The sequence below is a fragment of the Mesorhizobium sp. M1027 genome, assembly GCF_040318745.1.
Taxonomy (GTDB): domain Bacteria; phylum Pseudomonadota; class Alphaproteobacteria; order Rhizobiales; family Rhizobiaceae; genus Mesorhizobium.
The window spans coordinates 109,326-128,691 of record NZ_JAMYMW010000011.1; the positions used below are offsets into that span (position 1 = coordinate 109,326).

A 19,366-nucleotide genomic window follows, 5' to 3' on the forward strand; every position below is an offset into this window, starting at 1 on the left:
CGTGTTTCTCGTTACAACAGACATTATAACAAAGCGTCAGCCGGCCTGCAGCAGCCGGTCCATCAGCCGCTCCGCCGCTTCCGGGATAACCGTGCCGGGCGGGAAGATTTCGGCGGCGCCTGCCTGCCGGACTGCGTCGTAATCCTGCGGCGGGATGACGCCGCCGGCGACGATCAGCATGTCGTCGCGGCCGAGCTTCTTCAGCGCATGCTTGAGTTCGGGAATAAGCGTCAAATGGCCCGCAGCCAGCGACGAGGCGCCGACGATGTGCACGTCATGCTCGACGGCCAGCCTGGCGATCTCGTCCGGCGTCTGGAACATCGGCCCGACGGTGACGTCGAAGCCTAGGTCGGCAAAGGCGGTGGCAATCACTTTCTGGCCGCGATCATGGCCGTCTTGGCCCATCTTGGCGACCAGAATGCGCGGCCTGCCGCCCGACTTCTCCTCGAACGCCACGATCTTGTCCTGCAGCCGGTCGACCACTGGACTGTGACCAAGCGCGTTGCGATAGACGCCGGAGATCGTCTGCACCGAGGCGACATGACGGCCGAAGACTTTTTCCAGCGCCAGCGAAATCTCGCCGACCGTGGCATTGGCGCGCGCCGCCCGGATGGCGAATTCCAGCAGGTTTCCGTTGCTCCCGGCAGCACGGGTCAGCGCATCGAGCGCGCTCTCGACGGCGGCGACGTCACGCGTGCCTTTCAGCCGCTGCAGCTTCGACAATTGCCGCGCCCTGACTTCGGCATTGTCGATCTTCAGCACGTCGACTTCGATGTCCGTGCCGGGACGGTGAGCATTGACGCCGACCACGACCTGTTCGCCGGAATCGATGCGCGCCTGGGTGCGCGCGGCAGCCTCTTCGATGCGCAGCTTCGGTAGGCCCTTTTCGATTGCCGCGGCCATGCCGCCGAGGCTCTCGACCTCCTCGATATGCGCAAGCGCACGCGCCGCCAGGTCATGCGTCAGCCGTTCGACATAGGCCGAGCCGCCCCACGGGTCGATAATACGCGTCGTGCCGGATTCCTTCTGCAGGATGAGCTGTGTGTTGCGGGCGATGCGGGCCGAATGGTCGGTCGGCAGCGCCATTGCCTCATCGAACGAATTGGTGTGCAGCGACTGCGTATGCCCTTGAGTCGCGGCCATCGCCTCGATCATGGTGCGGATGATGTTGTTGTAGGGGTCCTGCGCCGTCAGCGACCAGCCCGAAGTCTGGCAATGGGTGCGCAGCGACAGCGAACGCTCGTCCTTCGGCGAAAAATTCTTCAGCATCAGGCTGGCCCACAAAAGGCGCGCTGCTCTCAGCTTCGCGACTTCCATGAAGAAATTCATGCCGATGGCCCAGAAGAAGGAAAGGCGCGGAGCGAAACGGTCGATGTCGAGGCCGGCCGCGACGCCGGCGCGGGCATATTCGATACCGTCGGCAATCGTGTAGGCGAGCTCGAGGTCCGCCGTCGCTCCCGCCTCCTGCATGTGGTAGCCGGAGATGGAGATCGAATTGAACTTCGGCATGTGCTTCGACGTGTAGGAAAAAATGTCCGACACGATCCGCATCGAAGGTTTTGGCGGATAGATGTAGGTGTTGCGCACCATGAACTCTTTCAGGATGTCGTTCTGAATGGTCCCGGCGAGGTCCTTCTGCGCAACGCCCTGTTCCTCCGCCGCGACGATATAGAGCGCCATGATCGGCAGCACGGCGCCGTTCATCGTCATCGATACCGTCATCTCGTTAAGCGGGATGCCGTCGAACAACTGGTGCATGTCGAGAATGGAATCGATGGCGACGCCGGCCATGCCGACATCGCCGGCGACGCGCGGATGGTCGCTGTCGTAGCCGCGATGCGTGGCGAGATCGAAGGCGACTGAGAGGCCTTTCTGGCCGGCGGCAAGGTTGCGCCGGTAGAAGGTGTTGGACTCCTCTGCCGTCGAGAAGCCGGCATATTGCCGGATCGTCCAGGGTTGCTGGACATACATCGTCGGATAGGGGCCGCGCACGAAGGGCGGCAGGCCCGGATAGGTATCGAGATGAGGTAAGCCCTTGAGATCGCCCTGGTTGTAGAGATGCTTGATGGCGATGCCTTCCGGCGTCATCCGCTGACCTTTGACCTCGACAGGCGCCCGCCGTGGCGGCGACCAGGCGATCTGGCTGAAATCCGGGATCATGGTACCGCTCCGATCGACTGATCGATGCGGATCGGAAACAGCGGCTCGCAAACCGCAACGCCTTCGGTGAAGGCTGGCCGCTGCGCCGCCGCCAGCGTCTCGACCGGGCGCTCGGTCTTCGACGGGTGCAGCGTCGTGCCGACGATCGCCCGTTCGCCCGCCTGGTAGGCTGTGTTGCGGCGGGCGGAAGCTGCCTGGACGCGCCTCTGGATGTGGCCTTGCTCAAGGCTGGTCAGCACGCCGCCTTCCGCCTCGATCTGCTGGAACTCCTGCCAGGCGGCCGCGCAGAGCTCCGCAGTCAGCGCTTCGACGGCGCCCGAACCGCAAACCGGATCGGCGACGTGGTCGATGTGGCTTTCATTGGCCATGATCAGTTGCGCGTTGCGGGCAACGCGGCGGGCAAAACCCGCGGGCAGGCCGTGCGCGATCGTGTGCGGCAGGATGGCGATCGAATCCGCGCCGCCGGCGGCAGCAGCAAAAGCGGCGATGGTGGTGCGCAGGATGTTGGTTTCCGGGTCGGCCGTCGTCATCATCCGGAAGGAGGTTTCGGCATGGATGCTGGCGGTGGAGGGCGGTATCGAGCAGGCCTCCTGGACACGCGCCCACAGCCTGCGCAACGCCCTGACCTTCGCCGTCGATACGAACTGGTCCTGGTCGACGCTCAGCGCAAAACCGATATGCGGCGCCGCGTAGACGAGCGGCTGGCGCGCCTTCTCGAACAGCCTCAGATAGGAGACGGCCGAGGCGAGCATGGTGCCAAGCTCCTGCGCCTCGGTGGCACCGGCATTGTGGAATACCCGCCCGTCGGCCTCCAGCAAGACGCCGGGCACACCCATCGAAAAGAAATGCGCCAGCGATTGCGGCATCGAAGCCTGTAAAGCGTCGATCGACATGCGCAGCCTGCCGGTCCCGGCAAAAATTGCCGCCGGATCGATGCCGAAGGAGAGGTTGAGCTTTGCCGGGTCGGAGCGGCGCTTGGTCAAAAAAGCCACCAGCCAGTCTGCCACGGCACGGCTCCAGGGATGGGCGTCGATGCGGATCTGGATGCGGTTGAGCGGCACGCCGTCGAGCACGCCCTCCAGCGCCTTCGCCGTCCTCGGCAAGCCATAGCCGAAGGCGTTCGGCGCACCCTCGAAGACAAGCGACAGTCCGGTGGCACCCTGCGCGACGTCTTCCAGCGCCTGCGCACTGGCCCGGCCTATGTCCGGATCGTCGATGCGCTGGCTGACGATCCACGGTGATCCCGGGTTGGCGCGCACGACAGGCTCGGCGGTTACCGAACGCTCGTAGAGCGGCTCGATGCGGATGGCGTCGTCCGTATGCGAGACGAGCTTTTCCTCGAAGGACCCGCCGGCCAGCGCCTTCTCCGCCATAGCCAGCCATCGTTGCCGGTCGGCGTTCGGAAGTTCGGCATCCTGGGTCAAGGCACCGGCGCCCATCCGTTCTCCTCATTCTAGCGGCCGCAGCGGCCAGCTACGTCAGTCTACGTTCCCCGGTCGCATATCACAATGCAGCGTACACGCCGTGCAACGTCTTGCGTGACTGCGACCGTCAATCGATTGCCAAACATGGGCAGGTTCCGCAAGCTCCAAAAGCCATTTTCGACGACGCCCATTGTCGCTGCGCAATGGCCTCACTATACCTGCGGCGGGGCTCCCTTTTCTTCAAGGGATCAGGGCATTCAACCCTATAGGTTTGCGGAGACCGGGCACATGGCCGACGACACCAGTATCTTCATAGGAGCCAGCCGCAAGCCGGACGACAGCTATCAGCGGCCCGAACAGCTTTTGCTGCAATATGGCAATCGTCACGGCCTGGTCACCGGCGCGACCGGCACCGGCAAGACGGTGACCCTGCAGATATTGGCCGAGGGTTTCTCCAATGCCGGCGTGCCGGTATTCTGCGCCGACATCAAGGGCGATCTGTCGGGTATCGCCATGATGGGCACAGCGCAGGATTTCCTGGTCAAGCGGGCCGAGCAGGTCAAGCTCGATCCCTATGAATTCCAGGAATTCCCGGTCATCTTCTGGGATCTGTTCGGCGAGCAGGGCCACCCGATCCGCGCCACCATCTCGGAGATGGGGCCGCTGCTTCTGTCGCGGCTGATGAACCTTTCCGAGGCACAGGAAGGCATCATGAACATCGCCTTCCGCATCGCCGACGAGGAAGGCCTTCTGCTGCTCGACTTGAAGGACCTGCGGTCACTGCTTGCCAATATCGCCGACCGCGCCGAAGAGATCGGCGCCCGCTACGGCAATGTGACGAAGCCCTCGGTCGGCGCCATCCAGCGCACGCTGCTGGTCCTGGAGCAGCAGGGCGCGGCCAATTTCTTCGGCGAGCCGGCATTGCGGATCGCCGACATCATGCGCACCACGCGCGATGGACGCGGCGCCATCAGCGTGCTCGCCGCCGACAAGCTGATGATGAATCCGCGGCTCTATGCGACGTTCCTGCTGTGGCTGATGTCGGAACTGTTCGAGGAACTGCCCGAGGTCGGCGACCCGGACAAGCCGAGGCTGGTCTTCTTCTTCGACGAGGCGCACCTTCTGTTCGACGACGCCCCGAAGGTGCTGGTCGACCGCGTCGAGCAGGTGGTCCGGCTGATCCGTTCGAAGGGCGTCGGCGTTTATTTTGTCACGCAAAATCCGCTGGATATCCCTGAAACGGTGCTGGCCCAGTTGGGCAACCGCGTGCAGCACGCACTCCGTGCCTATACGCCGCGCGAACAGAAGGCCGTCAAGACGGCGGCCGAGACGTTCAGGCCCAATCCCGATTTCGACTGCGCAACCGTGATCACGCAGCTCGGCACCGGCGAGGCGCTTGTCTCGACGCTGGAAGCCAAGGGCGTGCCGTCCATGGTGCAGCGGACGCTGATCCGCCCGCCATCGTCGCGCCTTGGCCCGATCACGCCCGAAGAGCGCCGCAAGCTGATCACTGAGAGCCCGGTTGCGGGACAATACGACCAGACCGTCGATCGCGAATCCGCATTCGAGATCCTGCAGAAAAAGGCCAGGGACGCCCAGGAGGCACAGGCGCAGCAACAGGACACAGGCCGTTCGCGTTGGACCATTCCCGGCTTCGGCAACGACGATCCCCAGCCAGCCGGCGGCCGCCGCGCGCCGCGGCCCTCCAACCGCCAGACGGTGGCGGAGGCGGCGATCAAATCGGTCGTGCGCTCGGTCGGCTCGTCGGTCGGACGAGCGATCGTGCGGGGTATTCTGGGGAGTTTGGCCAGGGGGCGGTGAAGAGCATCGGACCCGAAGGCGGGCATCGGTGTGGGCAAATTCTGCCTTGGCATGAAGCGCCAGTAGCCAGATCTGGAGGACAGCGGACGGCGGCTATGCGGTCATGAGCTGTCACCGGTGGCGTCTGCCCACAGCGCGGCAACATCCGCTGCTTGGCGAAGCCATCGGACCTAAAGGCCGGCACCGGTACGGGCACGCCGACGCGCAGCAAAACCAGCGGGAGCGAGGAAGACCCCGCCCGCGCTTTCGACCAGCTCAGAAGATCGAGTTGGTCACCGATTTTATCGGGCCGAGCAGGATCGATCCTTCCGGCACGCCGGCGTCGATCGGAATGGCTCTGCGGTTTGCTGTTGCCACCACCGGCTGGCCGACTTCGGCTGTCACCACGACCGGGGTCTTGTTCGGCACACGATCGTAGAGATCGATAATGTCCTGGTTCATCAGGCGCACGCAGCCCGACGACACCGACTTGCCGATCGAGCGCCATTCCGGCGAGCCGTGCAACCGGTACAGCGTGTCCTGGTTACCCTGGAACAGATAAAGCGCTCGCGCGCCAAGCGGGTTGTCCAGCCCGCCGGGCATGCCGCCATTATCGGCACTGTATTTTGCGAGCTCGGGCTGGCGGGCTATCATGTCGTCCGGTGGCGTCCATTTCGGCCATTTCTGCTTCCATTGGACTACCGCATCGCCCGACCATTCGAAGCCGGCGCGGCCGAGGCCGACGCCGTAGCGGATCGCCTGGCCGCCCGGGCGCACCAGGTAGAGGAAGTGGTTGGTCGTGTCGACGACGATGGTGCCGGGCTGCTGCCCGGTCGGATTGTCAACGATCTGGCGCAGGAACTGCGGGTCGATCTTGTCGACAGGTATGGCCGGCAGCTCGAAGCCCCCATCCGACATCGGCCCATACATCGTCACATAGTCGCCGAGCGCCGGCTCGACATAGGTCGGCGGCGGTGGCTCGACTGGCTGCTGCGACAGCGTGGTGCAACTGGAAACCGCGACCGAGGCGGCGCCAAGGGCGGCCGCGTTGAGGAAACCGCGACGGCTAAGGCGCAGAGAGGACGATTGGGGTGTGAACATGATTGCCTTTTTTAAGTCTCAAATCGCAACAAAGCGTGAATGCGTCCGATACGGCGCAGGTGCTTGAGCAATGCCAGTGCGATAGGCGGTTCCAATTCTGGCCGCAGGGTGGACAAACAAAGGCAAAGCTGTGACTGGACCGTACTGTTGCGTCGAGGCAACATGTCCGACCGTCAAACCCCGGAGATCAGACCATCGAGGGACGGCAGGATCAGGGCCGGTGGAAAATCCCGGTATTCCTCTGGCTGATTGGCGCGGTTGATCCACACCGTCCTGAAGCCGAACTTGGTGGCGCCGGCGACGTCCCAGCGGTTGGATGACTGGAAAGAGACGGCGCCCGGATAGAGGCGCCAGCCCGTGGTGACCATGTCGTAGACCGACGGATCGGTCTTGAAGCGCCTGACGCTGTCGACGGAAAAGACGTCGTCCAGGACCTGGTCGAGCGCGGCGGATTTGACCGCCGCTTCCAACATCTCAGGCGAACCGTTTGACAGGATCGCCAGCCTTGCCCCCGATGCCTTGAGCGCCTTGAGCACGGCCGGTACCTCCGGATAGCAGTCCAGCCGCCAATAGGCCTCGAGCAGTTTCGCCCTCAGCCCGGCATCCGCGGATGGAACCTTGCGCAGGGCGAAGTCGAGGGCCTGCTCGGTGAGCTGCCAGAAATCGGCATAGGCCCCCATCAGCGTCCTGACCCAGGAATATTCCAGCTGCTTGGCGCGCCAGATATCGGACAGCAACTGGCCGTCCGGCCCAATCTGGTCGGCGTGACGGCGCACGGCCGCATGCACGTCGAACAGCGTGCCATAGGCGTCGAAAACGTAAGCCGCGAACTGCATTCGACAGTTTTGAGGCCGCGTAAGGCAAGGCGCAAGCGCTGATTGCAGTCCGCCAGCCCGCTGGCCTCAACAAATCTCAGCCAAGCCGGTTGACGGCGGCCGCCAAAGCATCTTCCAATGCGCCGCAACAAGCATCGAACGGAACCTGGCAATGACACTGGCGACTGCGGCGCAATCCGCGACATGGACCTTCGTCGACGGCGACTGGTACGAGGGCAATGTTGCCATTCTAGGGCCGCGCAGCCATGCCATGTGGCTCGGCACCAGCGTGTTCGACGGCGCCCGCTGGTTCGAGGGCGTCGCTCCCGATCTCGATCGCCATGCAGCGCGGGTCAATGCCTCGGCGATCGCGCTCGGCCTGAAGCCGACGATGAGCACCGACAAGATCGTCGGCCTGACCTGGGACGGGCTGAAGAAGTTCGACGGCAAGACGGCGGTCTACATCAGGCCGATGTATTGGGCCGAGCATGGCGGCTATATGGGCGTGCCGGCCGACCCGGCCTCGACGCGTTTCTGCCTTTGCCTCTACGAATCGCCGATGATCTCGCCAGCGGGGTTTTCGGTGACGGTGTCGCCGTTCCGGCGCCCGACCATCGAAACCATGCCGACCAACGCCAAGGCTGGCTGCCTTTATCCCAACAACGGCCGGGCCATCCTCGAAGCCAAGATGCGCGGCTTCGACAATGCGCTGGTGCTCGACATGCTGGGCAATGTCGCCGAGACCGGCACCTCGAATATTTTCCTGGTCAAGGACGGCCATGTCCAGACGCCGGCGCCGAACGGCACCTTCCTGTCCGGCATTACCCGCGCGCGCACCATGGCCCTGCTGGGCGAATACGGCTTCACGACGACGGAAAAGACGCTGTCGATCCGCGATTTTCTCGAGGCGGACGAAATCTTCTCGACCGGAAACCACTCGAAAGTCGTGCCGGTCACCCGTATCGAGGAGCGCAATCTGCAGCCCGGACCGGTGGCCAAGAAGGCGCGCGAACTCTATTGGGAATGGGCGCATTCGACTTCGCCCGGCTGACCCGCTAAAAAGCGGCCGGCGCTTCGTTTCCGGAGTTGTTCCAGACCAATCCAGTCCTATGTTAGTCCGGTATCGACACCGGATTTTTCCACGAGGGAGTACGACCGATGGCTTTTGAATTGCCCGCCTTGCCCTATGATTACGAGGCCTTGCAGCCTTATATGTCAAAGGAAACGCTGGAATATCACCACGACAAGCACCACAAGGCCTATGTCGACAACGGCAACAAGCTGGCCGCCGAGGCGGGCATGGGCGATTTGTCGGTCGAAGAGGCCGTCAAACAGTCCTTCGGCAAGAATGCGGGCCTCTTCAACAATGCCGCCCAGCACTACAATCACATCCATTTCTGGAAATGGATGAAGAAGGGCGGCGGTGGCAACAAGCTGCCGGGCGCATTGCAAAAGGCGGTCGACAGCGATCTTGGTGGCTACGACAAGTTCAAGGCCGACTTCATCGCCGCCGGCACCACACAGTTCGGTTCGGGCTGGGCCTGGGTTTCGGTCAAGGACGGCAAGCTGGCGATCTCGAAGACGCCGAATGGCGAGAACCCGCTCGTCCATGGCGCGACGCCGATCCTCGGCGTCGATGTTTGGGAACATTCCTATTACATCGATTATCGCAACGCCCGGCCGAAATACCTCGAAGCCTTCGTCGACAGTCTCATCAACTGGGACTATGTGCTCGAACTCTACGAAAAGGCCTGATCCGTTCCAGAAAAGCCCCGGCAGAACCGGGGCTTTTCTTTTTCAGCATCAGAAACGACAGCTGCAAAAATTTCACGCAAGCGTGAGGCGCAGCGTCGGAATTTTTAAGCCATCCTTGCCGTTTGTCATCGGGGTGGGACCGCATCCTGAATTGCCTTCAACATGGAGCCAAGTGAATGAGAAAGCTTATCCTCGCCATCTCGATGCTCGCCTTCGTCGGTTCGGCGGCGTTTGCCGACCCGGTTGCTGACCGGCAGGCCCTGATGAAGGAACGTGGCAAGATTGCCGCCGGCTTGTCGAAAGTGGTCAAGGGCGAGACGCCCTACGACGCAGCTTCGGTGCTGACCGCGTTGCAGGCACTGCAGGCCAATGCCGAGAAATTCCATGCCGGCGTCGACACGCTTTTCCCCGCGGGCAGCGACACCGGCGACACCACGGCGTCTCCCAAGATCTGGCAGGACATGGCCGGCTTCAAGACGGCTGAAGGCAAGTACCTCGCAGACGTCAAGGCAGCGGTCGCCGCAGCACCTGCGGACGCCGAGGCGTTGAAGGCACAGTTCAACACCATCGGCGGCGGCTGCGGCAACTGTCATCAAAACTACAGGGTGAAAAAAGGCTGATGGCGGGCAATGCGCTTGCTGAAGAAACTTGTCGGCGCCGCCCTCGTTCTGGGCGGCGCGGCCGCGATTGCCGGCTGGTTCCTGTCGGCTCCGGTCAGGCTCGATGCCGCAACGCTGGCTGAGCTTGGTCCCGGCGACGCCGCCAGGGGCAAGCGCATCTTCTACGCCGGCGGCTGCACGTCCTGTCATGCCAAGCCCGGCTCGCAAGGCGACGCCCGCCTTCAACTGGTCGGCGGCCTCGAGCTCAAGACGCCGTTCGGCACCTTCGTGCCGCCGAACATATCGCAGGATGCGAGGGACGGCATCGGCGCCTGGTCGGTCGAGGACTTTGCCAACGCCATGCTGAAGGGCGTATCACCCTCGGGCGAGCATCTTTATCCGGCATTTCCCTATACTTCATACGCGCGCATGAAGCCGGCCGACATTGCCGATCTCTATGCATTCCTCAAGACCTTGCCCGCGGTCGCCGGCAAGGCGCCCGCCAATTCGCTGGCATTTCCCTTCAATGTCCGACGCGGTCTTGGCTTGTGGAAACTGCTCTATTTGAGTGACCAGCCGGTCGTTTCCTTTCCCGACGGCACGCCCGACCCGGTGCTGGCCGGCCGCTATCTGGTGGAAGGCCCCGGTCATTGCGGCGAATGCCACACGCCGCGGGACCTCGCCGGCGGCACCAGGAAGGGCCAGTGGCTGGCAGGTGCGGCCGCCGCCGAAGGCAGCGGTATCGTGCCGAACATCACGTCGGGCGAGGGCGGCATCGCCGACTGGTCCGAAGCTGACATCGCCAACTATCTCGAAACCGGCTTCACGCCGGATTTCGATACGGTCGGCGGCGCGATGGTCGACGTGCAACGGAACATGGCCGTGCTGACCCCGGAGGACCGTGCGGCGATCGCCGCCTATCTGAAAGCCGTGCCGCCGCATCCCAACGGCTATCCGGCTCGCAAGAAGCCGGCGAGCTGACGGCCGTTGCGTCAGCGGTCGCCGAGAAAGTCGAAGCCGGTTTCGAAGAAGTGATTGTAGTCGCAGGTCATTTCCTCGCCAGGCGCAATGTCGCGCAAGGCATAGGTCTCCTCCGGCTGCGAGACGTCGCAATTCGGGTCGTCGGCATGGTTCATGTAGCGCGCATCGTCGGCTTCGAAGACGATGTAGTTCGGGTCGCACCGGTCCGGGTAGGCGTAGCGGTCAAGATAGGTTTTCACCGGCCCGGTTTCCCGCTCGTAGGTCGTCACCTCGATGCGGCGGTCGTATTTCGGGTCGAGCTTCCAGACCAGCGTGCCGCGGGGAATGTGGTTCTTGGCAAAGACGCCGATGCCCTGGATGGGCGATTTGTCGAGATAGACATCGACGAGCAACATGGCAGATCCCTGGGTGAATGAGTGTTGGCGGCGACCGTGAAAAGGCCGCGCATTGGGTAGCGCGCGACCTTTGCAATTGCGAGCGGAAAATCAACTGTGCTTGCCCAGTATCCGAAGCCTCATACGGCGTCGCATGTCGAGAACCCTAGCGCTGCTGCAGCGCCAGCCGGATGCCCAAGGCGCAATAGATGCCGCCGACAGCCTTGCCCTGCCATCTCAGCACCGTAGGGTTTCGGCGCAGGAAAGCGCCAAGGCCGCCCGCACCCACGGCGAAAACCACCGTGCTGACGAGGCCCAACAGAACAAAGATCACGCCCAATGTCGCCAGTTGAAGCATCACCGATCCGTTTTCAGGCCGCACAAACTGCGGAAGAAATGCAAGGAAGAAAAGCGCGGTCTTGGGGTTGAGAATCTCGGTCAAAACAGCCTGCCGAAATGCTTTGGCAGCGGGGATCGCAAGTGCGCCGGCGGCCGGATAGGCAGGCGTTTGCTCGATGATCGCGCGAATGCCGAGATAAATGAGGTAGGCTGCGCCGATGTACTTCACTATGCTGAAAAGCGCCGCCGACGTGGCAATGATCGCCGAAATGCCGACGATCGCCATGAAGGTGTGAACCACGTCGCCGGCCGCGATCCCCGCGCCGGTCGCGATGCCCACCCTGGTTCCAGAGCTGGTTGCTCGCGCCACGGTCAAAAGGGTGGCAGGACCCGGGATGAAGACAAAGCCAAGCACAACCGCGACATACGCAATCAATGTGGCAAGATCGATCATTGGTGGGCTTCTCCGCAACTTTCATCCTCAATGAAGGCATGTAGCGGAACAGCAAGCAATACCTGCCTATCCGCGGTGTTCACGCGGCAAGCTCGGCCTTGCCTGTGACCTTGAGCGCAAAGGCATAGGTGAAGGCGATTTCCTCCAGCCTCGAAAACCGGCCAGAGGCGCCGGCATGGCCTGAATCCATGTTGATCTTGAACAGCACCGGATTCTCACCTGTCTTGCGGTCGCGCAACCGCGCTACCCATTTGGCCGGCTCCCAATAAGTGACGCGCGGGTCGGTTAGGCCGGCCAGCGCCAGAATCGGCGGATAGTCGAGTGCGGCGACATTGTCGTAGGGTGAATAGGCGGCGATGGTCCGGTAATCCTCCGCCGAAGCGATCGGATTGCCCCATTCCGGCCATTCCGGCGGCGTCAGCGGCAAGCTGGCGTCGAGCATGGTGGAGAGCACGTCGACGAAGGGAACCTCGGCGACGACGGCGCCGAAGCATTGCGGCGCCATGTTGGCGACCGCCCCCATCAGCATGCCGCCGGCCGAACCGCCTTGCGCGACGATGCGGTCATGCTGCGTATAGCGTTCGGCGACGAGGTGCTGAGCGACCGCGATGAAATCGGTGAACGTGTTCATCTTGTTCGCCCGCTTGCCGTCGTCGTACCAGCCATAGCCCTTGTCCTTGCCGCCGCGAACATGGGCTATCGCGTAGACAAAGCCGCGGTCGACCAGCGAAAACAGATTGGTATTGAACGCGGCCGGCGCGGTGATGCCGTAGGAGCCGTAGCCGTAAAGCAGGCACGGCGCCGACCCGTCGAGCGGCGTGTCGCGGTGATGGAGGAGCGAGATCGGCACCAGTTCGCCGTCGGCGGCAGGCGCCATCAGCCGGCGCGTGACGTAGTGCTCCGGGTCGTGGCCGGACGGCACTTCCTGGGTCTTGAGCAGCACCCGCTCGCGGGTGCGCATATTGTAGTCGAAGACCTGCGCCGGGGTCGTCATCGACGAATAGGAAAAGCGCATGATCTCGGTGTCGTATTCGTAGGAGCCGGACAGGCCGAGCGAGAAGGCCTCCTCGTCGAAGGAGATCAGGTGCTCCTCGCCGCTCTTGCGGTCGTGCACGACGATGCGCGGCAGGCCTTCCTTGCGCTCGAGCCGGACCATGTGGTCCTTGAAGCCGATCACCGAAAGGATCAGCCGTCCCGCTTCGTGCGGCACCAGTTCCTGCCAATTGGCGCGCGCCGGATCATGCGCCGGCGCCGTCATGATCTTGAAGTCCTTGGCGCCGTCGGCATTGGTGAGGATGAAGAAGATGTCGCCGCCTTCCTCGAGCTCGTACTGCAGGCCGGTCTGGCGCGGTGCAACCAGCTTCGGCTCTGCGAACGGATCGTTGGCGCTCATGATGCGGTATTCCGAGGTCTCATGGTCGTTGATGCCGATCATGATCCACTCGTTGGAGCGCGTGCCGCCGACATCCATGAAGAAGCCGGGATCAGTCTCCTCGTAGATCAGCCGGTCGTTTTCAGGACTGTCACCAAGCGCATGGAACAGCACTTTGGAAGGACGGTGGTTGGGGTCGAGGCGAGTGTAGAAAAAACCGTCATTGCCGGCATCCCAAACACCGCCACCGCCGGTGTCCGGAACCCTGTCCGCCAGATCGTTGCCGCCGGCGAGATCGCGGACGCGCAGCGTGTAGAATTCGGAACCCTTGTCGTCGAAGGCCCAGAGCAGCTTGCTGTGGTCGTCTGAATGATCGACGCCGCCCAGCCGGAAATAGGGCTTACCCTCGGCCTCGGCATCGCCGTCGAGCAATATCTGCTTGTCGCCGCCGTCACGCGCGGTGCGGAAATAACGCGGCTGCTGGCCGCCAAGCTTGAAGGAGGAGCCGTAGGCATAGGGCCCATCCTTCATAGGCACAGAGGAATCATCTTCCTTGATACGCCCCTTCATTTCCGCGAAAAGCTGCTTCTGCAGCTGAGCCGTGTCGGCCATCAGCGCCGCCTGGTAAGCATTCTCGGCTTCGAGGTGGGCGCGGATTTGGCCGTCGAGCAGAGACGGATCCCTGAACATCTCTTGCCAATTGGTGGCCCTCAGCCAAGCATAGTCGTCCGTCCGCGTCATGCCGTGATGCGTGTCGAAGATCGGCCGTTTCTCCGGCTTCGGTGGGGTGGCGGTCGGAAACACTGGGGTTCTGGTCATTGCGTCTCGCTGTGGAAGTTACTTGAATAGCGAATGAACACGCCGCTCAGCGCGAGTTCAACGGCTATGATCTATTGTCTGGTGGCTCGAGGGGACGGGCTGGAGGAGAGGACAATGAACATTTTTTCTCGGACTGTCGCGGCCCTCGCCGTCGCTGCGACGACCCTGGCCAATGCCGGTCATTCTCATGCAACTGCCTTTGCGGCTTGGCAAGTGGCCAATGTGCCGTTCGGCGACACACTCAATGTGCGCAAATATCCTTCCGGAACTTCGCAGAAGCAGGCCGCCTATCCCAACGGGACGGTTCTGCAGATGACCGGCAAATGCACCGGTGGGATAAATCTGCTCAATCTCGCCAACCATTCGTACTGGCAGCAGAAACAGAAGATCCGCAATCACTGGTGCCAAGTCTGGCATGATCCGGCACAGAACGGCCAGTTCGTCACCGGCTGGGTCTACGGAAAATACATCACTCCGTTTCAGTGACGCGGCACGCCGCTCCCGGCCGACGGCTCACGAGCAACAGTAATGCTTCGCAACCTATGATTTTACTGAATCCGCCGATTGGCCAGGCTGTAATGCTGCCGGCTGGAACAAGCATTGAGCTCTATTTACCTGCTGCAGTCTGTGTAATGGCTGCTTGCCGCCGCGTCAGTCGATGCTGGTCTGACCAGAAAAAACGGCAAGTTTACACTCTGCACGAAAGAGTGAAGCTGAATATGAAAGATTTGACTTGCATCGCTGAATAGAGCGCAAGAAGCGAATTGACTTACTTGACGCCAAGGCCCATTAAGGTGCCGCGACGCGAATCGCGGAGGCTTTTTCCTGCACAAGTTCGCGCGATGCCCAACTATCGAAACGGGCGCAAACAGAAACAATTCTCGTTGGGGCCTGAACGCCATGGATATTACCGAAACACCTTCCAGAAACAGTGACGCGCTGATCGAGCTTACCGCCGACGTGGTGGCCGCCTATGTCAGCAACAATCCCGTGCCGGTCGGCGAATTGCCGAACCTCATTGCCGATGTCCATGCCGCTTTGGGGCGCGTCGGCGGGGCCGCCGAGCAGCCGCCTGCCGACAAGCAGAAGCCGGCGGTAAATCCGAAGCGTTCGGTGCATGACGACTACATCATCTGTCTCGAAGACGGCAAGAAGTTCAAGTCGCTCAAGCGTCACTTGATGACCCACTATGATCTCACGCCCGACCAGTATCGCGAAAAGTGGAACCTGGACCCGAGCTATCCGATGGTTGCGCCCAATTATGCGGCCGCCCGTTCGCAGCTCGCCAAGAAGATGGGTCTCGGCCGCAAGCGCAAGGGACGCTGATAACCGGCTCTTCGGGTTTGACACTCAAACGGCGCCTGCAGGCGCCGTTTTGTATTATGGGGTCAAAGGTCGAACCCGCCATGCTGCCGGCAACTGCTGTACGGTCAGGCGGTCTGCTTCAACGCTGCTTCGGCGTCACGCTTGATGCGCTTGACCATCGAGCGAAGACCATTGGCGCGCTGCGGCGACAGGTGCTCGTCAAGTCCGAGCGCCTTCAATGTGGCCTCCGCGTCGGTCCTCTGGATTTCGCTGGCCGGCCGTCCCGAAAACAGCGCCAGCATGATGGCGACCAGACCGCGCACGATATGGGCGTCGGAATCGCCCTTGAAGGTGATAACGGGGTCGGGACCCCCGCCCTGTTCGGTGGTCAACCAGACCTGGCTGACGCAGCCGGGCACCTTGTTGGCCAGTATGCGTTGCTCGTCGGGAAACGGCGGCAGCGCTTCACCCAGTTCAATCACATAGCGATAGCGGTCTTCCCACTCGTCGAGCAGGGAAAAGTCGTCGCGGATGGTCTGGATCGTCGTAGTCATCACCCCGGATATAGTTATCCGGCGCTGCCACGTCACGGAAAAAGAGGAGAAACGCTGCAGGCGCCGGGCGTGGGGAGCCTTGCGGTCTGGCGACGAATTCGGCCGAAACCGTCTCAGTTCTTCGCAGGCAAGTGCAGTTTCGCCGGCAGATCGACTTTCGCCGGCAAGACGATTTCCTCGGGCACGCTGCCGGTGGTCGTCACCGTATCTGGTTCAGGGGTTTTGTCGTCCAGCATGGCGGCCGCGATCTTGGCGGTTTCCCTGGCCCGGGCGGTGATGGTGTGCATTGCCGATTTGCCGGTCTCGCACACGTCCGGCTTGCGCTCGCAGATGCCGGCGATGTCGCCGACGGCTTCGCGCGCCGCAAACAGCGCCTGGAGCGGCCCGACGCTTGCGCGGCCCGCATCATCGGCGCCGACACCCAGCGGCAGCGCCAGAAGCACGAGGGAAAACCAGAAAGCAGCTCTTATCAGAAAGCCCATCTGTCTGTCCTTTATGACGGTCATGCCTCCGAACCGCACGACCCTTGTACCGCGATACTGGCACAGACGCGCAAAGGACGGCTTGTCCCGAAAGCAACAGTTTTCCTCAAATTTTAGGCAGATTCGAAACGAAGCGTTTTGAAGTTCATTTGCCTCGAATGGTTCATATTTCATTCAGCAAATGGTAACCATCCAACGTGCTGTTTTTATTAGTTATTTTTTGCGTTGGTGACAGTTTGATGCGATCGGCCGCAAGCCCAGGCGCGGGTGGTCCGGATAACGCTCCGTTTACTATGGCGGCAATTGCCCCGGTTTTTACCCACCGGTATCCCGATATTTGCAGCCTGCCGGGGGACGATCGGCGCAGCCTTATCCATTCCTTAAACGCTGGATGCGAGTTTCGGATCGACAAAAGCCGCCTGCAAAGCAGAGCCGTTCACGACCGGGTGCGTTGAGTTGAGTGCGATCAAGGCCAGATACGCCGAGTTGCCAGGCGCGATAGCCGCCGGTTGCGAACGGATGGTTCATCCGTCCGTCCTCGGCCAGGACGACCGCCGCCGTGAGAGCCGGTTCATTGGCGTCATGCTGGCGGCTCCCTTCTTCAGCGCGGGTGCAGCGGTGACGCTGGTCACGTCGGGCATGGGCGCGGCCGTGACTGTGGCTGCGATCTTTGCGGCGTTCGGCCTTTGCTGGTTCGCCGCCCTGCTGGTGGCTGCATCGGGCAAGATGACCCTGGCCGGCCAACTCGCCTTGGTCGTCGGCAGTGTTGCCCTGGGTGCCCTTATCGCTGCCGCCGGCGGTGTGGCCTCGCCGGTTGCCTTACTCGCGGTGGCGCTGCCGTTTGAAGCCTGGTGGATCGGCCAGTCGCGCCGTGCCGTGATCTGGGGCGCCATATCGGCCCTTGTCGCAGTCTTGCTGCAGCCTTTAGCCGGTTCCGTCTTGCCGCTCGGCCAGACCGAAATCGCCGCATGGCACTGGCTAGTGCCGTTGGCCTGGGCGCTCACGCTCATTCCGCGTGTCGCTTCACTTCGTGCCACCGCCAGCGCTCAGCTCGATCCGGCCGGCAGCCACCGGCTCGAAGACCTGATCGACGCCGTCGTGCTGCGAATCGCTGCGCATGGCGAGGTTCTGGACGCCTCGGCTAAGGCACGCACGATACTGAGGCTGCCACCGGAGCTGCTTTTCGGCACCGGACTTTTCGATCGCATCCATCTGTCCGACCGCGTCCCATATCTCAGTGCGCTGGCCGATATGCGCGAGGGCGCCCTGTCGCGCCGGCTCGATCTTCGCGTCCGGCTACCGCAGAGCAGCGGCGTGACGGCCGACAACTACCAGCCGTTTTCGCTCGAGATGATGCGCGCGCCTGGGCAGGAGACTGTCTTCACGCTTCTTCTGCGCGAGAACGATGAACTGGCCGGACTGCGCCAGGAGCTTGCCGCTGCCAACGAGGCGGCTGCTTCGGCCGAGGTGGCGAAAGGTCGCTTCCTTGCCGTCGTCAGCCATGAGTTGCGCACCCCGCTCAATGCCATCATTGGCTTTTCCGACATGCTGCTGCACGAGATGTTCGGCAGCTTCAAGGATCCGCGCCAGAAGGAATATGTCGGCTTGGTCAGGGATTCGGGCCAGCACTTGCTTGCCGTCGTCACCTCGATACTCGACGTATCGCGGATCGAATCGGGCGCCTACGCGACCGAACCGGAACCGTTCCGCTTCCGCGAAGCGGTCGAGATGTGCCAGTCGATGATGCGCCTGCAAGCCGAGGCAAAGGCCATCGATCTGCAGGCCCAGATCGCGCCGGATGCAGGCGAAATAAATGCCGACCGTCGCGCCGTGCAGCAGATCCTGATCAATCTCGTCTCTAACGCGATCAAGTTCACGCCCGAAGGCGGCAATGTCGTCATCGGCGCCAAGCGGATCGGCTCGCGGCTGCATTTCTGGGTCCGGGACACCGGTATCGGCATCGCCGAGGAAGATTTCGCCAATCTCGGCAAGCCGTTCATGCAGATCCAGAACGACTATACCCGTCGTTTCGAAGGCACAGGGCTCGGGCTTTCGCTGGTGAAGGGGCTGGTGGCGCTGCACGAGGGCACAATGTCGATCGAAAGCATGCCGGGCGAGGGCACCACGGTGACGATCAGCCTTCCCGTGAGCGGCCCGACGGGCCGCTCGGCGGAGAAGACCGGCGTGGTGCCGATGTCCGCGGTCAAAGCCAAGGCGGACGGTGGCAAAGGGGAGAGCAATGGGTCGCTCCGCAAAACAGCCTAAGGCGGTCAAACGCCGCGGCAATGCCTTCGAGCACGGAGCGATGGCGCTGGGCAGCCTGATCTCGCGCAATCCTGTTGTGGTCGGCGGCTCCACCGCGTTCCTGGTGACGCTGTTCTACGTCTCGGCGAACGCGCTTTGGTACCAGCCCTTTCCGCATGCCGGAGCGTTTTTCGCTACCAGAAGCATCGAACGCTTTCCGCGGGCGGATAGCGATGAGCCCGAAACCACCATCAATATCGTGCGTCCGGCCGCTACGCCGATCAAGAGCGACCCGGTCGTCGAGCAGGTCCAGGGCATCTTGAAGGATCTCGATTTCTATTCCGGCACCATCGACGGTATTCCCGGACCGAATACGCGCAAGGCCATCCAGGCCTATCAGCAGAAAGTCGGATTGAATGCCTCCGGCGAGATCGACGGCGTCCTGCTGGATCAACTGGGCGCCACGCCAAAGACCGCGGCCGTGGTTCCGCATCCCGTGCCGCGGCCGGTCGAAACGGCCGCTGCTCCGGCCGCCATTCCGGTATCCGCACCAGCAAACGCAGCGGCGCAAACGCCGGATCCCCGCATCGTCAAGATCCAGGCCGGACTGAAAGCGTTCGGCAATGAGGACATGCAATTGGATGGCGTCGTAGGCGCGCGCACCAAGGCCGCGATCAAGGAATTCCAGGCGCTGTTCGGCTTGCCGGAGACCGGCGAGCCAGACGAGATCGTCTACGTCAAGATGCGCGAGATCGGCCTGACCAACTGAGGGCCGAAACCTAGTCTCC

The 19,366-nt window shown here is 62.4% G+C and carries 18 protein-coding genes; 9 read left to right on the top strand and 9 right to left on the bottom strand.

Going from position 1 to position 19,366, the window contains the following annotated elements; translation table 11 throughout:
* Positions 1-36 precede the first annotated feature (36 nt).
* Positions 37-2,160, bottom strand: coding sequence for a methylmalonyl-CoA mutase (gene scpA / locus NKH50_RS21360; RefSeq protein ID WP_352880862.1), 2,124 nt, complete (start codon positions 2,158-2,160; stop codon positions 37-39).
* Positions 2,157-3,599, bottom strand: coding sequence for a methylmalonyl-CoA mutase subunit beta (locus NKH50_RS21365; protein ID WP_352880864.1), 1,443 nt, complete (start codon positions 3,597-3,599; stop codon positions 2,157-2,159). Before NKH50_RS21365 ends, scpA begins: the two co-directional genes overlap by 4 nt.
* Before the next feature lie 273 nt (positions 3,600-3,872).
* Here NKH50_RS21365 and NKH50_RS21370 point away from each other — a divergent pair, with 273 nt between their 5' ends.
* On the top strand, positions 3,873-5,405 hold the full coding sequence (locus tag NKH50_RS21370) for a helicase HerA-like C-terminal domain-containing protein (protein WP_352880866.1): 1,533 nt from the start codon (positions 3,873-3,875) through the stop codon (positions 5,403-5,405).
* 255 nt (positions 5,406-5,660) lie between these two features.
* Here NKH50_RS21370 and NKH50_RS21375 read toward each other — a convergent pair whose 3' ends face one another.
* Together NKH50_RS21375 and NKH50_RS21380 are read right to left on the bottom strand one after the other, a co-directional pair.
* On the bottom strand, positions 5,661-6,485 hold the full coding sequence (locus NKH50_RS21375; RefSeq protein WP_352880868.1) for a L,D-transpeptidase: 825 nt from the start codon (positions 6,483-6,485) through the stop codon (positions 5,661-5,663).
* 173 nt (positions 6,486-6,658) lie between these two features.
* The gene (locus tag NKH50_RS21380; protein WP_352690040.1) at positions 6,659-7,321 is read right to left on the bottom strand and encodes a haloacid dehalogenase type II; all 663 of its coding nucleotides are present in this window, start codon (positions 7,319-7,321) and stop codon (positions 6,659-6,661) included.
* Positions 7,322-7,472: 151 nt separating this feature from the next.
* On the opposite strand from NKH50_RS21380, the gene NKH50_RS21385 reads away from it, so the two are divergent.
* The 4 genes from NKH50_RS21385 to NKH50_RS21400 all read left to right on the top strand — a co-directional run bounded on the left by NKH50_RS21385 (position 7,473) and on the right by NKH50_RS21400 (position 10,635).
* Positions 7,473-8,351 carry a branched-chain amino acid aminotransferase gene (locus NKH50_RS21385; RefSeq protein ID WP_352880870.1) on the top strand — a complete coding sequence of 293 codons (879 nt, stop codon included), beginning with the start codon at positions 7,473-7,475 and terminating at the stop codon, positions 8,349-8,351.
* Positions 8,352-8,458: 107 nt separating this feature from the next.
* Complete coding sequence (locus tag NKH50_RS21390) at positions 8,459-9,055, top strand: superoxide dismutase (protein WP_023677850.1); 597 nt, start codon at positions 8,459-8,461, stop codon at positions 9,053-9,055.
* A gap of 176 nt (positions 9,056-9,231) precedes the next feature.
* Positions 9,232-9,675 carry a c-type cytochrome gene (locus tag NKH50_RS21395; RefSeq protein ID WP_352821899.1) on the top strand — a complete coding sequence of 148 codons (444 nt, stop codon included), beginning with the start codon at positions 9,232-9,234 and terminating at the stop codon, positions 9,673-9,675.
* A 9-nt stretch (positions 9,676-9,684) separates the two neighbouring features.
* Positions 9,685-10,635: a cytochrome c gene (locus NKH50_RS21400; protein WP_352880872.1), complete on the top strand. Its 951-nt coding sequence runs from the start codon at positions 9,685-9,687 to the stop codon at positions 10,633-10,635.
* 11 nt (positions 10,636-10,646) lie between these two features.
* On the opposite strand, the gene NKH50_RS21405 is transcribed toward NKH50_RS21400, so the two are convergent.
* The 3 genes from NKH50_RS21405 to NKH50_RS21415 all read right to left on the bottom strand — a co-directional run bounded on the left by NKH50_RS21405 (position 10,647) and on the right by NKH50_RS21415 (position 13,993).
* Entirely contained in the window at positions 10,647-11,030 is a 384-nt protein-coding gene (locus NKH50_RS21405) for an SET domain-containing protein (RefSeq protein WP_254819935.1), read from the bottom strand.
* Positions 11,031-11,175: 145 nt separating this feature from the next.
* The gene (locus tag NKH50_RS21410) at positions 11,176-11,802 is read right to left on the bottom strand and encodes a LysE family translocator (RefSeq protein ID WP_352880874.1); all 627 of its coding nucleotides are present in this window, start codon (positions 11,800-11,802) and stop codon (positions 11,176-11,178) included.
* A 79-nt stretch (positions 11,803-11,881) separates the two neighbouring features.
* The gene (locus NKH50_RS21415; RefSeq protein ID WP_352880876.1) at positions 11,882-13,993 is read right to left on the bottom strand and encodes a S9 family peptidase; all 2,112 of its coding nucleotides are present in this window, start codon (positions 13,991-13,993) and stop codon (positions 11,882-11,884) included.
* Between the two features lie 114 nt (positions 13,994-14,107).
* Between NKH50_RS21415 and NKH50_RS21420 the strand changes: the two genes are divergently transcribed.
* Together NKH50_RS21420 and NKH50_RS21425 are read left to right on the top strand one after the other, a co-directional pair.
* On the top strand, positions 14,108-14,479 hold the full coding sequence (locus NKH50_RS21420; protein ID WP_352479517.1) for an SH3 domain-containing protein: 372 nt from the start codon (positions 14,108-14,110) through the stop codon (positions 14,477-14,479).
* A 414-nt stretch (positions 14,480-14,893) separates the two neighbouring features.
* The gene (locus NKH50_RS21425; protein WP_023677844.1) at positions 14,894-15,319 is read left to right on the top strand and encodes a Ros/MucR family transcriptional regulator; all 426 of its coding nucleotides are present in this window, start codon (positions 14,894-14,896) and stop codon (positions 15,317-15,319) included.
* 104 nt (positions 15,320-15,423) lie between these two features.
* Here NKH50_RS21425 and NKH50_RS21430 read toward each other — a convergent pair whose 3' ends face one another.
* Both NKH50_RS21430 and NKH50_RS21435 read right to left on the bottom strand, forming a co-directional pair.
* Positions 15,424-15,852 carry a SufE family protein gene (locus NKH50_RS21430; RefSeq protein ID WP_352880878.1) on the bottom strand — a complete coding sequence of 143 codons (429 nt, stop codon included), beginning with the start codon at positions 15,850-15,852 and terminating at the stop codon, positions 15,424-15,426.
* 113 nt (positions 15,853-15,965) lie between these two features.
* The gene (locus NKH50_RS21435; RefSeq protein WP_352706097.1) at positions 15,966-16,334 is read right to left on the bottom strand and encodes a DUF5330 domain-containing protein; all 369 of its coding nucleotides are present in this window, start codon (positions 16,332-16,334) and stop codon (positions 15,966-15,968) included.
* Between the two features lie 519 nt (positions 16,335-16,853).
* Between NKH50_RS21435 and NKH50_RS21440 the strand changes: the two genes are divergently transcribed.
* Together NKH50_RS21440 and NKH50_RS21445 are read left to right on the top strand one after the other, a co-directional pair.
* Complete coding sequence (locus tag NKH50_RS21440) at positions 16,854-18,599, top strand: ATP-binding protein (protein WP_352690061.1); 1,746 nt, start codon at positions 16,854-16,856, stop codon at positions 18,597-18,599.
* Entirely contained in the window at positions 18,574-19,347 is a 774-nt protein-coding gene (locus tag NKH50_RS21445) for a peptidoglycan-binding domain-containing protein (RefSeq protein ID WP_254819938.1), read from the top strand. Before NKH50_RS21440 ends, NKH50_RS21445 begins: the two co-directional genes overlap by 26 nt.
* The last annotated feature ends 19 nt before the right edge of the window (positions 19,348-19,366 follow it).

Bases quoted from the DNA above. Each gene is read 5' to 3' on its own strand.
- NKH50_RS21390 (WP_023677850.1), top strand. From the start codon at position 8,459: ATGGCTTTTGAATTGCCCGCCTTGCCCTATGATTACGAGGCCTTGCAG.
- NKH50_RS21365 (WP_352880864.1), bottom strand. From the start codon at position 3,599: ATGGGCGCCGGTGCCTTGACCCAGGATGCCGAACTTCCGAACGCCGAC.
- scpA (WP_352880862.1), bottom strand. From the start codon at position 2,160: ATGATCCCGGATTTCAGCCAGATCGCCTGGTCGCCGCCACGGCGGGCG.
- NKH50_RS21430 (WP_352880878.1), bottom strand. From the start codon at position 15,852: ATGACTACGACGATCCAGACCATCCGCGACGACTTTTCCCTGCTCGAC.
- NKH50_RS21375 (WP_352880868.1), bottom strand. From the start codon at position 6,485: ATGTTCACACCCCAATCGTCCTCTCTGCGCCTTAGCCGTCGCGGTTTC.
- NKH50_RS21410 (WP_352880874.1), bottom strand. From the start codon at position 11,802: ATGATCGATCTTGCCACATTGATTGCGTATGTCGCGGTTGTGCTTGGC.
- NKH50_RS21445 (WP_254819938.1), top strand. From the start codon at position 18,574: ATGGGTCGCTCCGCAAAACAGCCTAAGGCGGTCAAACGCCGCGGCAAT.
- NKH50_RS21425 (WP_023677844.1), top strand. From the start codon at position 14,894: ATGGATATTACCGAAACACCTTCCAGAAACAGTGACGCGCTGATCGAG.
- NKH50_RS21395 (WP_352821899.1), top strand. From the start codon at position 9,232: ATGAGAAAGCTTATCCTCGCCATCTCGATGCTCGCCTTCGTCGGTTCG.
- NKH50_RS21435 (WP_352706097.1), bottom strand. From the start codon at position 16,334: ATGGGCTTTCTGATAAGAGCTGCTTTCTGGTTTTCCCTCGTGCTTCTG.
- NKH50_RS21405 (WP_254819935.1), bottom strand. From the start codon at position 11,030: ATGTTGCTCGTCGATGTCTATCTCGACAAATCGCCCATCCAGGGCATC.
- NKH50_RS21380 (WP_352690040.1), bottom strand. From the start codon at position 7,321: ATGCAGTTCGCGGCTTACGTTTTCGACGCCTATGGCACGCTGTTCGAC.
- NKH50_RS21440 (WP_352690061.1), top strand. From the start codon at position 16,854: ATGGTTCATCCGTCCGTCCTCGGCCAGGACGACCGCCGCCGTGAGAGC.
- NKH50_RS21415 (WP_352880876.1), bottom strand. From the start codon at position 13,993: ATGACCAGAACCCCAGTGTTTCCGACCGCCACCCCACCGAAGCCGGAG.
- NKH50_RS21385 (WP_352880870.1), top strand. From the start codon at position 7,473: ATGACACTGGCGACTGCGGCGCAATCCGCGACATGGACCTTCGTCGAC.
- NKH50_RS21400 (WP_352880872.1), top strand. From the start codon at position 9,685: ATGCGCTTGCTGAAGAAACTTGTCGGCGCCGCCCTCGTTCTGGGCGGC.
- NKH50_RS21370 (WP_352880866.1), top strand. From the start codon at position 3,873: ATGGCCGACGACACCAGTATCTTCATAGGAGCCAGCCGCAAGCCGGAC.
- NKH50_RS21420 (WP_352479517.1), top strand. From the start codon at position 14,108: ATGAACATTTTTTCTCGGACTGTCGCGGCCCTCGCCGTCGCTGCGACG.